Here is a 12,345-nt window from a genome sequence, read left to right on the forward strand (position 1 = left end):
GGCGACGATGCCGGAGCTTGAACAGGCGCCTCAACTTGAACAGGCGTTGCGCGAGGTCGCCGCCGAAATGGCGGAGCGTAACCGATCGCGGCGACGTCGCCAGCTATATTCCCCAACTCGGCAAGATCGATCCGAAAAAATTCGGCATTGCCGCGGTGACCAATGACGGCCGCGTGCTGACCGCGGGCGATGCCGACGAGGCGTTTTCGATCCAGAGCATCTCAAAGGTGTTCACGCTGACGCTGGCGCTCGGCAATGTCGGCGACGCGCTGTGGCAGCGGGTTGGGCGCGAACCTTCGGGCAATCCGTTCAACTAGATCGTCCAGCTCGAGCACGAGAACGGCATTCCGCGCAATCCATTCATCAATGCCGGCGCCATCGTCGTCTCGGACATCCTGCTTGCCGGCCATCAGCCGCGCGAGGCGATCGGCGAGATCCTGCGCTTCATCCAGTTCCTGGCCGATGACGACACCATCGTCATCGACCGCGAGGTCGCGGCGTCCGAACGCGCCACCGGCTTTCGCAATTTCGCGCTTGCCAATTACATGAAATCGTTCGGCAATCTTCACCATGCGCCGGAACTGGCGCTGGGCGTCTATTTCCACCATTGCGCTATCGCCATGAGCTGCCGGCAACTGGCCCTGGCTGGCCGCTTCCTTGCCAATGGCGGCAAGAACCCGGCGACCGGGCATTCCGTCGTCTCGGCAGAGCGCGCCCGCCGCATCGGCGCGATGATGCTGACCTGCGGCCACTATGACGGCTCCGGCGACTTCGCTTTCCGCGTAGGCATTCCCGGCAAGAGCGGCGTTGGCGGCGGCATATTGGGGATCGTGCCGGGCGTCGCCTCGCTTGCCGTATGGTCGCCAGGCCTCAACGCCAACGGCAATTCCAGGCTGGGTTCGATTGCGCTGGAAAAACTGGCGAAGACGATGAACTGGTCGATCTTCGCGCCATAGTGTTGTCGCCTGAATTGGGGCAAAAAAAAATCCCGCGCAGCCGATCGGCAGCGCGGGATTTTTTTTAATCAGAAAGTCTGGCTAATGCACGGAAAAGCTTAGAAAAAGCCCTTCCGTTGCCACCAGCCGGCACGCTTCGGCTTGTCCTCGGCCTTTGCTTCCTCGGTCTTTGCCTCGTCGGGGATGATCGAGGAGACGACCGGCACGACCGGAGCATCCACCGGTACGGGCTTGCGCCGCGACGGCCGGGCCTTCGGCGTTTCCTCGGCAGCCGCCGCTTCGGTCTCCTGCGGAACCGGCGTGGGGGTCTCGCCGGAAGCCACGGAGGCGGCCTCGGCAGCCGATGTCTCGGCGCCCGCAATCTCGGCAACTGCATCCGCCGCAACCTTCTTCGGCTTGGCGGTACGGCGCGGCTTCTTCGGCTTTTCGGCGCTCGGCGTGTCGTCATTCGCCGGAGCACGCACCGCAAGCTCTTCGGCCGGCGGCGCACCTTCCGGCTCGCCGGTCACGGGCTGTGCTTCCGACACGGCACCTTCCGTCATGGCGGCCGGCTCGCCGGCGCTGGCTTCGATCTCGCCTTCGCCCTCTTCGCGGCGATTGCGCTTGCCGCCGCGCTTGCCGCGCCGGCGCTTCTTGCCGTGACCGTCGTCCGCCGCTTCCGCCGTTTCCGCAACACCGGCCGGCGCTTCACGTTCCGCTTCGGCACCTTGATCGCCGGCGGCTACGAAGGCATCGTCTATCGGCGCCGAAACGGAAGCACCTTCCACAGCAGCGCCATGCTCGCGATCGCCATGTTCGCGTTCCCCGTGCTCACGATCCCCGTGTTCACGATCCCCATGTTCACGATCCTTGCCGCCGCGCCGTCTGCGGCGCTTGCGGCGCTTGCGATCGCGGCCTTCGCCGTCCTCGCCGGACCTTGGCTGCTGAGGCTGCTGGGCAGGGCGTGGCTGCTCGGCCTGCACCGGTGCCTCGTCTTCCTCTTCGATGACGATCTCGTCCTCGGGTTCTTCCGGCTCGACATAGGCCGGGAACGTGCGCGCCTCGACAAAGCCTTCCGGCTTTTCGGCCAGCGCGCCGCGGAAGATGGCATAGTGTTGTGCACCGACCGCGTCATCGGCTTCGATGGTGATGGTCACGCCGAAGCGATGCTCGAATTCCACCAGCGTGCCGCGCTTGTGATTGAGCACATAGAGCGCGGTCGCCGCCGGCGTCCGCACCGTGATGTGGCTGCGCGAATCCTTGAGCAGGAATTCCTCGATTGCCCGCACCACCATCAGCGCGACCGACGAATCGGAGCGCACATGGCCGGTGCCGCCGCAATGCGGGCAAGGCTTCATGGTCGATTCCAGCACGCTGGCGCGGATGCGCTGGCGCGACATCTCCATCAGGCCGAAATGCGAGATGCGGCCGACCTGGATGCGGGCACGATCGTTCTTGAGGTGATCCTTCAGCCGCTTCTCGACGGAGCGGTTGTTGCGGTTCTCCTCCATATCGATGAAGTCGATGACGATGAGGCCGGCGAGATCGCGCAGCCTCAATTGCCGGGCGACTTCCTCGGCGGCTTCCAGATTGGTGTGAAGTGCGGTGTCCTCGATCGAGTGCTCCTTGGTGGAACGGCCCGAATTGACGTCGATGGCGACCAGCGCTTCCGTCTGGTTGATGATGATGTAGCCGCCGCTCTTCAGCGTCACCTGCGGCTGCAGCATGCGGTCGAGCTGCGCTTCGATGCCGTTGCGCACAAAGATCGGCGTCGTGTCGCGGAACGGCTGAACCACCTTGGCGTGGCTCGGCATCAGCATGCGCATGAAGTCCTTGGCCTCGCGGTAGCCTTCTTCGCCGGAAACCAGGATCTCGTCGATATCCTTGTTGTAAAGGTCGCGCACCGAGCGCTTGATCAGGCTGCCTTCCTCGTAAACCAGGGCAGGGGCCGTGGATTGCAGCGTCAGATTGCGGACGTTTTCCCAAAGCCGCATCAAATATTCGTAGTCGCGCTTGATCTCTGCCTTGGTGCGGCTTTCGCCTGCCGTACGCAGGATGACACCCATGCCTTGCGGCACTTCGAGATCGGCGACCACTTCCTTCAGCCGCTTGCGGTCCTGCGCATTGGTGATCTTGCGCGAAATACCGCCGCCGCGGGCCGTGTTCGGCATCAGCACCGAATAGCGGCCGGCCAACGACAGGTAGGTGGTCAGCGCTGCACCCTTGTTGCCGCGCTCTTCCTTGACGACCTGCACCAGCAGGATCTGCCGGCGCTTGATCACTTCCTGGATCTTGTACTGGCGACGGACCGGCTTGCGGCGGTTGCGCACTTCTTCCAGCGCGTCCTCGGCGCCGACCGATTCGACCTCGTGATCGTCCGGATGCGAGGATTGCACCTCTTCCAGCATGCCGCGATCATTGTCTTCGGAGGTTGCTTCGCCGCTTGTCTCGGCCCCGCTTGTCTCGGGCCCGCTTACCTCGACTTGCGGGACGGCTTCCGAGATTACGTCGGCATCGACGCTGGCAGCGATGGAACTCGAACCGCCTTCGGACGGCTCGGTCTCACCGCGATCGGCGGCTTCATCGCTCTGCCCGGCGGCACCCTCGCTCTGTCCGGCAATGTCGGACATGGTGTTGTCGTCAACGGCATCCAGCTTTTCTGCGACGGCATCTTCGCCATTCTCGCCGTCGGCCGCGCCTGCCTCGCGCCTGTGCTCGCCGCGGTCGCGGCTCTTGCCGCCGCGCCGGCGTCCGCGCTTGCCACGGTCGCGGCTCTGGCGGTCCTCGCCTTCGGCGGCTTCCTCGTCCTCTTCGTCCTGGGCTTCCTGTGCTTCCGCACGCAGCAGCGCCTGACGGTCGGCGACCGGAATCTGGTAGTAGTCGGGGTGTATTTCACTGAAGGCGAGGAAACCGTGACGGTTGCCGCCATATTCGACAAAGGCTGCCTGAAGGGAAGGTTCGACGCGCGTTACGCGGGCGAGATAGATGTTTCCTTTGAGCTGCTTCTTGTCCTGGGATTCAAAGTCGAATTCTTCAATACGGTTACCGCGAACGACGACAACGCGTGTTTCCTCCGGGTGGGAGGCGTCTATCAGCATTTTGTTGGGCATTATTTCGTTTCCTCCCGGCAGCCGTCGGCCGCAGCTTGCGAGGCAATGCCCGCTGCCGTGGACCTGGAACATGGGTGCCGGACAATTGAACGTCCGCCGGCCGCTGCCTGAGCGCCATGGCGGTGCCGCCCGCAGCCGTAGTGGCGCGGTTTGTTGCGGACCTTTCCATGATTGCGCTTGAAGCCATCGTCACCAGCAGAACCTTTTGAACCAAAGCCCGGGAAAAACCGGACCAGCTTGTTTGCTCATACAGAGCCGGCACGGGACAATCCCGGCCGTTTTGCTCACGCAGGCGATTCCCCCGCCACGGGAGCACGCCTGCGAAAATCGTCGCGATCACCGATGCCTTCTTCGCCTGAAGCGAAAGGAGCCGTCTTGCGTCTGACCTGTAGCAGGAAGCTGCGGAGGAGGACGGTTCCAGGATTGCAGTGATCCACCATCGCTTTTATGATTTGGCGGGTTGGAAGGCAACCCCGATTCCCGATGCCGGCAAAAAGCCGTTCCGCAGCGGAAGCCCCGGTCCCAAGCCTTCCATGAAAAGGCTTGGTTAACCTTCTCTGGATACCAATCGTTAATCGAGTTCGCGGTCTGCCGGCACTTTGACAAGCGACAGGGCACTTCGACAAGCGATCGGGCATGACGCCAAAACGGGAGCGATTGGTAGAAAGATGGGACTGGCAGGCTTCGCAGACAAGGGCCGTCATCATGGAGGCTGGTTCTTCCGCACCGCCTGCCTGCTGCCGCTGATCCTGGCTTGCCTGGTCTTTTCGCCGCTTTCGCGTGCTGCCGACGTACCGCTCGGCGCCATAAGCTACAAGATGGCCGGCGATGCCACCAAGATGCGCATCGTCATCAATTTCGACCGCGAGCCCGACATCAAATGGTTCCTGCTGCGCGGCCCCAATCGCCTGGTCATCGATCTGCCGGCCACCAAATTTGCCCTCAATGCCAAGGATGTAAAGCCGCGCGGCCTTGTCCGCGCCGTGCGTTACGGCGAGCTCAGCGAGGGGAAATCGCGGCTGATTCTCACCGGCAAGGGACCGTTCGCCGTCGACAATCTCGACGTGCTCAAGAACGGTGACGGCAACGGCTACCGCATTGCCATCGACATGTCGGCGGCCTCGCAGCGGGAATTCGACGCAGCGCTCGCCAATCAGGCGCTGACCACCGGTTCGACGGTCTCCGCCGACAAGGCCGGCAGGGTCGGTACTGGGCCGGTCTCCAATCCGGGCCATCATTTCACCGTCGTCATCGATCCCGGCCATGGCGGCATCGACGGCGGTGCCGAGGGCCTGAACGGGACGGTCGAAAAGAACGTGACGCTCGCCTTTGCCATGGAACTGCGCGACAAGCTCGCCGCCAGCGGCAAATACGACGTGTTCCTGACGCGCGAAACGGACGAGTTCCTGCGGCTCGACGACCGCGTGCGCATTGCCCGCCAGCATGAGGCCGACCTGCTCATCTCGATCCATGCGGACACGATCAGCCTCAAGGGCATTCGCGGCGCAACCGTCTACACCGTGTCCGACAAGGCTTCCGATCCCGAGGCGCAGGCGCTTGCCGACCGTGAAAATCTTTCCGACCAGTTCGCCGGCATGGAGATCAAGGACGACAGCAAGGAAGTGACCGATATCCTGATCGACCTGATCCGCCGCGAGACGCATAATTTTTCGATGAGCTTCGCCCATACTCTCGTCGGCCAGCTTTCCACCAGCGTCGGTCTGATCAACAACCCGCAGCGTTCTGCCGGCTTCAAGGTGCTGAAGGCGCCGGACGTTCCATCCGTGCTGGTCGAACTCGGCTATCTGTCGAACGCCAAGGACGAAGCGCAGTTGCTCAGCGCCGATTGGCGCAACAAGGCGACCCAGAGCATAACCAACGCGGTTGCTCTGTTTGCTTCGGCCAAGAGCGGAACGGGGGCCGGAGGCTGAAATGTCCGCCGGCGCCCACAACCTGAAGCAGCGTTGCACGGCGACAACACCCTGTGCTTTTATTTCCGGCATTCGAAACCGAAATCCCGCGCTGCCGTATTTTGCCCACATGGTCGCGACATGGATTTTGCGATTACGGTTTGGGATCGTCCCGAAAGCTTGCGTGAAGGGCGGCTTCGTTTAGGAAATTCCCGAACCAAGGACTGGAGCGGGTATGATTCGTCTCATTGGCTATTTCTTCGGCATCGGCACGACGCTGGCCCTTTTGGTCGCGGCGGGCGTGGCGATCTATATCGGCCATTTGTCGAAGGACCTGCCCGATTACGAGGTGCTGGCCAAATACGAGCCGCCGGTGACGACCCGCATCCACGCGTCGGATGGCGCGCTGATGGCCGAATATGCGCGTGAGCGGCGGCTTTATCTGCCGATTCAGGCGATCCCGGATCGTGTCAAGGCGGCCTTCCTGTCGGCCGAGGACAAGAATTTTTACAATCACCCCGGCATCGACGTGACCGGCCTTGGCCGGGCCATTGTCGTCAACCTGCAGAATGTTGGTTCGGGAAAGCGCCAGGTCGGCGCCTCGACGATTACCCAGCAGGTGGCGAAGAACTTCCTGTTGTCTTCAGACCAGACCTACGAGCGCAAGATCAAGGAGATGATCCTCGCCTTCCGCATCGAGCAGGCCTACTCGAAGGATCGCATTCTCGAGCTCTATCTCAACGAGATTTTCTTCGGCTTCGGCGCCTATGGCGTCGCCGGTGCTGCGCTCACCTATTTCGACAAATCGGTGAACGAGCTCACCGTGGCCGAAGCCGCCTATCTCGCCTCCCTGCCGAAGGGGCCGAACAACTACCATCCCTTCAAGCATGCCGATCGCGCCTTGGAGCGCCGCAACTGGGTGATCGACCAGATGGTCGAGAACGGCTACGTCACGCATGAAGAAGGCGAGAAGGCCAAGGCCGAGCCGCTCGGCGTCACGCCGCGCCGCACCGGCAACTATCTCTTCGCCGGGGAGTATTTCACCGAGGAAGTGCGTCGCCAGATCATCGCGCGCTACGGCGAGAATGCGCTCTACGAAGGCGGCCTTTCCGTCCGCACGACGCTCGATCCGAAGATGCAGCTGATTGCCCGCAAGGCCATGCAGAACGGACTTATGAAGTTCGACACGCTGCGCGGCTACCGCGGGCCGGTCACGAGCATCGACGTTTCCGGCGACTGGGGTGTGCCGCTGGGCAACGTCAAGCGGTTGGAGGATGTGCCGGAATGGTCGCTCGCCGTCGTGCTCGACAGCTCGGCCACCGGCCTGTCCATCGGCCTGCAGCCGACGCGCCAGATCTCCGGCGAAATCGTCAAGGACCGCGTCGAAGGCACCGTCAGCAAGGAAGACATGAGCTTCGCCATGCGCCACGTCGTCGACGGCAGGACCGTCAAGGCGAAGTCGCCGGCCGACGTGCTGAAGCCGGGCGACGTGATTTTCGTGCAGAAGAACGACGGCTCGGACAACAGCTACAGCTTGCGCCAGGTTCCCGAAGTGGAAGGCGGCCTGATCGCCATGGACCCGCATACCGGACGCGTCCTGGCCATGGTCGGCGGTTTCTCCTACGCGCAGTCGGAGTTCAACCGGGCGACGCAGGCCATGCGCCAGCCGGGGTCGTCGTTCAAGCCGATCGTCTATTCGGCCGCCCTCGACAATGGCTATACGCCCGCCTCCGTGATCATGGACGGGCCGATCACCATCCAGAGCGGCAACACGACCTGGACGCCCAAGAATTACGACGGAACGGTGGCCGGCCCGGCGACGTTGCGGTCCGGCATCGAGAAATCGCGCAACCTGATGACGGTGCGGCTTGCCAACGACATGGGCATGAAGCTGGTCGTGGAATATGCCGAGCGTTTCGGTGTCTACGACCACCTGGCGCCGTATCTGCCGATGGCGCTGGGATCCGGCGAGACGACGGTGATGCGCATGGTGTCGGCCTATTCGATCATGGCCAATGGCGGCAAGTCGATCAAGCCGTCGCTGATCGACCGCATCCAGGACCGCTACGGCAAGACCGTCTTCAGGCAGGACGAACGCGGCTGCTCGAACTGCAACGCCGCCGAGTGGCAGAACCAGCCAGAGCCGGAGCTGGTCGACAATTCCGAGCAGGTGCTCGATCCGATGACCGCCTACCAGATCACATCGATGATGGAGGGCGTCGTGCAACGCGGCACCGGCGCCACCATCAACGAGCTCGGCCGTCACATCGCCGGCAAGACCGGAACGACCAACGACGAAAAGGATGCCTGGTTCATCGGCTATACGCCGAACCTCGTTGTTGGCCTCTATATGGGCTACGATCAGCCGAAAGGCCTTGGCAAGGGCGCGACCGGCGGCGGCCTTGCCGCGCCGATCTTCAAGGATTTCATGCGCGTGGCGCTGGACGGCACGCCCAATGTCGACTTCAAGGTTCCGGACGGCATGAAGCTGATTGCGATCAATCGCAAGACCGGCATGCGAGCCAACGCGGGTGACGCCGGAACCATCATCGAAGCCTTCAAGCCGGGTACCGGTCCCGCCGACAGCTACTGGGTGATCGGCATGGGTGCGGACGGCTCCAACGCCACCGGCGGGGCGCTGTCGCCGCAGGCCAACCAGGCCATCCAGTCGGGCGGCGGCGGGCTCTACTGACAATCGCTACATCGGGTCGGGCCGGCTTGACGATGATGGTCGAGCCGGTCCATTCCGCTTTACAGGGGCCGGTACATTACAGGGGCCGGCGCTTTACAGGAGACCGTGCCGTCCCTATGTATCGCGCCACCAAACCGCCATCCAGCAACAGGACAGAACAGCCAGCCATGCGCGCGGAAACGCAAAACATTGTCGACGAGATCAGGCAGGCAATCACCCTGCTGAGGAGGCATCTTTGACTGGGACCAAGCCATAAAGCGGCTTGAGTACCTGAACGTCCGTGCCGAGGATTCGAGCCTCTGGAACGAGCCGCTGGAAGCACAAAAGCTGATGCGCGAGCGTCAGGGCCTCGAGGAAGGCATTGCCGCGGTCAAAGGCCTCACCCAGGCCCTGGAAGACAATATCGGCCTGATCGAACTTGGCGAGGAAGAGGGCGACGAGGGCGTCATCGCGGAGGCCGAAGCGGCGATCCGCTCGATGCGCGGCGAGGCCAAGGCGCGCCAGATCGAAACGCTGCTGTCGGGCGAGGCTGACGCCAACGATAGCTATCTGGAAGTCCATGCCGGCGCCGGCGGCACCGAAAGCCAGGACTGGGCCTCGATGCTTCTGCGCATGTATACGCGCTGGGCCGAGCGCCGGCGCTTCAAGGTCGAGGTGCTTGAAGTGCATGACGGCGAAGAAGCCGGCATCAAGTCGGCCACGCTGCTGATCAAGGGCCACAACGCCTATGGCTGGCTGAAGACGGAATCGGGCGTGCATCGTCTCGTGCGGATTTCGCCCTATGACAGCAATGCGCGCCGCCACACCTCCTTCGCCAGCGTCTGGGTCTATCCCGTCATCGACGATACGATCGACATCGACGTTTCCGAATCCGACGTCCGTATCGACACGTATCGGTCGTCGGGATCGGGCGGCCAGCACGTCAACACCACCGATTCGGCGGTGCGCATAACCCATCTCGCCACCGGCATCGCGGTTGCCTGCCAGGCCGAGCGCTCCCAGCACAAGAACAAGGCCAAGGCCTGGGAAATGCTGCGCTCGCGGCTTTACGAGGAAGAGCTGAAGAAGCGCGAAGCGGTGGCGAACGCCACCGAAGCGTCGAAGAGCGATATTGGCTGGGGCCACCAGATACGGTCCTACGTGCTGCAGCCCTATCAGCTGGTGAAAGATCTGCGCACCGGTGTCGAGAGCACCAGCCCGTCGAGCGTGCTCGACGGCGACCTCGACGATTTCATGGAAGCCTCGCTGTCGCAGCGGATCGAAGGTGGCGCCGGCGAAACGGTGGCCGATATCGACTGAGGCCGCCGGGCACCAATCCGGCAGGAATGTGGGTTCATCACGCGAGAGTTACGGCCATCGCGCGAGAGTGACGAGCTCTCAATTTGCACTTACCTGTCGTTCTACAACTTTGTTTTTCATCGGATTTTTCAAAATCGATTTCCGCTTTTTGACGCGGATGCCGCGGGCCGCCGGTGCCAAGCCTGGAACCAGCGCGAGCCAAATCCCGTTATTGGCGATCCCGCTGCCGGGGTTGACCAGGTTTCGTCAATCAGGACGGCAGGTTGGTTCCGGCCGCAGAGGTCGGCGTTCGGTTGCGACAGCAATTGCTTGCGCCGACCAAGGAATCAGCCCAGCATTCATGCGCTGGGGAGGAAAAAAGCATTTATGGCCGGACGCGGCGTATCTGCGACCTGACGATCCGGCCACTGGGAAGACACGTTCCGGGAACGGGCAAGCGAAATGCTTGACAACCGTCGATAGGAACTGCGCTCATGCCTGCTCTCACAACCAGACCGGCCCCAGTCGCCCGCACGGCGCGCCGACTCCTGAATTCACTTGTCGCGGCAGTGGTTTTGATAGCTGCCGCCATTCCATTTGCGGCGCCTGCTCTGGCGCATGATGCCAAGCCGACCGCGGCCATGCCGCAAGGCTGGAGCTATCCCTTCTCCTGCTGCTCGGGCTATGATTGCCGCGAGGTCTCTCAGACATCGATCAGCGAACGTCCCGAGGGCTATGTCATCAAAGGAACCGGGGAAGTCGTGGCCTATAGCGACAAGCGGATCAAGAATTCGCCCGACGGCGAATATCATTGGTGCTCCGTTGCCGGTGCCAATGACGGAAAGACCATCTGCCTGTTCGTGCCGCCATCGTCCTATTAGCGCATGACGCCCAAAAGCTTGCCGACGGGCTGACCCGAGCGTGTGCGGCGGCTTTGGATCGATGAGCCTTCGATCGCCACTCCAGCATTTTTAACCTGTGCATCGCAGGCTCACAGGTCGCTGACAGGCAGTTGTCAGGAGCGTTTCTTTATGCTGCCTTTGCCTACGGGCGGCGGCATTGTGAGGGACCAATCCATGACCATCAAGGCAAGCTGCCACTGCAAGGCGACGACGTTCGAGGTCTCGCAAGCGCCGCAGACAGTGACGCGATGCACCTGTTCCTTCTGTTCAAAACGCGGTTCGTTGTGGGCGTATTACACCCCATCGCAATTCAGGCTCACCAGCCCGCCGGAGAATGTTTCGTTCTACCAGTGGGGATCGAAAACCATAAAACACGGTTTTTGCGCCACCTGCGGCTGTGGGACCTTCACCGAGACGCCGGACTGGTCGACAGGCGAGCCGAATTTCGACAATCCGAAGATCAGCGTGAACTCGCGGCTGTTCGACGATTTCGATCTCGACAAGGTCGAAGTGGTGGTCATCGACGGCAAGAATCTCTGGTAGCCGGTCGAATTGCGGTGGTCGCGCGAGCCGCTGCAGGCGTGTGGAATTGAGCCGGGGAAAGCCGCGGCAGCGGCTTTTGCTGGTCCGCTTTTCGCCGCATTTCATGTTACAAGTCGCTGGAAGGGCTGATGCGGTGCGCCGTTGCGCGGCCGTGGAATGGAGAGGGACCACCATATGAAAAAGATTGTGCTCGCCGTCGTGGCGACGGCTGTGCTCGTGAGCGCATGCACCACCGATCCCTACACCGGGGACCAGAAGGTTTCCAACACCGCTGCCGGCGCCGGTCTCGGTGCTTTGGCGGGTGCCGGGCTCGGCATGCTTGCCGGCGCTAACGACCGCCGCAACGCGCTGATCGGCGCGGGCATCGGCGCGCTTGCCGGCGGTGCCATCGGTGCCACCATGGACCAGAACGAGGCCGAACTGCGCCGACAGCTTCAGGGCACAGGCGTCAGCGTCACCCGCACCGGCGACCAGATTATCCTCAATATGCCGTCCGACATCACTTTCAACGTCGACCAGGACGCGGTGAAGGCCGGTTTCTATCCGGTGCTGAATTCGGTGGCCCTTGTGCTGAAAAAGTTCCGCCAGACCACGGTCGACGTGTTCGGCCACACCGACTCGACCGGCAGCGACGAGCACAATTTCGACCTGTCGCAGCGCCGTGCTTTGGCGGTCGCCAACTATCTGTCCGGACAGGGTGTCGATTCCCGCCGCTTCGCCGTCACCGGCTTCGGCAAGACGCGTCCGATCGCCTCCAACGCGACCGCTGCCGGCCGGGCTCAGAACCGCCGCGTCGAGATCCAGCTGTCGCCGCTTACCTGAGGCAAGCGCACGAACCGGCCGCGATAGTGCGCTGAAGGTTCTGCAAAAAGTTTTGGAGAGAGAACGGCGCTTGCTCTGAGGGGCGAGCGGCCATGGCACGGTGGTGACGTTGCGATCACCGATTCCCGTGGAAGGGGAAGTGCCATGACCAAT

General features: G+C 62.5%; 8 protein-coding genes and 1 pseudogene. 8 read left to right on the forward strand and 1 reads right to left on the reverse strand.

All coding sequences use genetic code 11. The annotated features are described in order from the left end of the window. Nucleotides 1–7: 7 nt before the first annotated feature. Nucleotides 8–956, forward strand: a pseudogene (locus NKH33_RS28905) (glutaminase). Between the two features lie 98 nt (nt 957–1,054). Here NKH33_RS28905 and NKH33_RS28910 read toward each other — a convergent pair. Then, nucleotides 1,055–4,045, reverse strand: coding sequence for an Rne/Rng family ribonuclease (locus NKH33_RS28910; RefSeq protein WP_352922723.1), 2,991 nt, complete (start codon nt 4,043–4,045; stop codon nt 1,055–1,057). Between the two features lie 668 nt (nt 4,046–4,713). Here NKH33_RS28910 and NKH33_RS28915 point away from each other — a divergent pair. From NKH33_RS28915 to NKH33_RS28945, 7 genes are all read left to right on the forward strand, one after another. Beyond that, on the forward strand, nt 4,714–5,976 hold the full coding sequence (locus tag NKH33_RS28915) for an N-acetylmuramoyl-L-alanine amidase (RefSeq protein WP_352922725.1): 1,263 nt from the start codon (nt 4,714–4,716) through the stop codon (nt 5,974–5,976). Between the two features lies 1 nt (nt 5,977). Further along, the gene (locus NKH33_RS28920) at nt 5,978–6,160 is read left to right on the forward strand and encodes a hypothetical protein (protein WP_352457449.1); all 183 of its coding nucleotides are present in this window, start codon (nt 5,978–5,980) and stop codon (nt 6,158–6,160) included. Nucleotides 6,161–6,190: 30 nt separating this feature from the next. Beyond that, nucleotides 6,191–8,647, forward strand: coding sequence for a penicillin-binding protein 1A (locus tag NKH33_RS28925; RefSeq protein WP_352472768.1), 2,457 nt, complete (start codon nt 6,191–6,193; stop codon nt 8,645–8,647). Nucleotides 8,648–8,814: 167 nt separating this feature from the next. Beyond that, nucleotides 8,815–9,946 (forward strand): peptide chain release factor 2 gene (prfB, locus tag NKH33_RS28930; protein WP_352451084.1). Its coding sequence is split into 2 segments (ribosomal slippage): nt 8,815–8,880 and nt 8,882–9,946, totalling 1,131 coding nucleotides; the frame shifts between segments, so codons are not numbered across the junction. Between the two features lie 473 nt (nt 9,947–10,419). Next, complete coding sequence (locus NKH33_RS28935; protein WP_031212810.1) at nt 10,420–10,806, forward strand: hypothetical protein; 387 nt, start codon at nt 10,420–10,422, stop codon at nt 10,804–10,806. Nucleotides 10,807–11,001: 195 nt separating this feature from the next. Further along, the gene (locus NKH33_RS28940; RefSeq protein ID WP_023679923.1) at nt 11,002–11,370 is read left to right on the forward strand and encodes a GFA family protein; all 369 of its coding nucleotides are present in this window, start codon (nt 11,002–11,004) and stop codon (nt 11,368–11,370) included. Nucleotides 11,371–11,544: 174 nt separating this feature from the next. Beyond that, the gene (locus NKH33_RS28945) at nt 11,545–12,192 is read left to right on the forward strand and encodes a YiaD family glycine zipper/OmpA-like lipoprotein (RefSeq protein ID WP_352922728.1); all 648 of its coding nucleotides are present in this window, start codon (nt 11,545–11,547) and stop codon (nt 12,190–12,192) included. Nucleotides 12,193–12,345 lie beyond the last annotated feature (153 nt).

It is taken from the genome of Mesorhizobium sp. M1182 (assembly GCF_040318335.1).
In the GTDB taxonomy this organism is placed as follows: domain Bacteria; phylum Pseudomonadota; class Alphaproteobacteria; order Rhizobiales; family Rhizobiaceae; genus Mesorhizobium.

Excerpts from the sequence above, each read along its gene's own strand:
- NKH33_RS28945 (WP_352922728.1), top strand. The coding sequence starts at position 11,545 with ATGAAAAAGATTGTGCTCGCCGTCGTGGCGACGGCTGTGCTCGTGAGC.
- NKH33_RS28940 (WP_023679923.1), top strand. The coding sequence starts at position 11,002 with ATGACCATCAAGGCAAGCTGCCACTGCAAGGCGACGACGTTCGAGGTC.
- NKH33_RS28910 (WP_352922723.1), bottom strand. The coding sequence starts at position 4,045 with ATGCCCAACAAAATGCTGATAGACGCCTCCCACCCGGAGGAAACACGC.
- NKH33_RS28925 (WP_352472768.1), top strand. The coding sequence starts at position 6,191 with ATGATTCGTCTCATTGGCTATTTCTTCGGCATCGGCACGACGCTGGCC.
- NKH33_RS28935 (WP_031212810.1), top strand. The coding sequence starts at position 10,420 with ATGCCTGCTCTCACAACCAGACCGGCCCCAGTCGCCCGCACGGCGCGC.
- NKH33_RS28920 (WP_352457449.1), top strand. The coding sequence starts at position 5,978 with ATGTCCGCCGGCGCCCACAACCTGAAGCAGCGTTGCACGGCGACAACA.
- NKH33_RS28915 (WP_352922725.1), top strand. The coding sequence starts at position 4,714 with ATGGGACTGGCAGGCTTCGCAGACAAGGGCCGTCATCATGGAGGCTGG.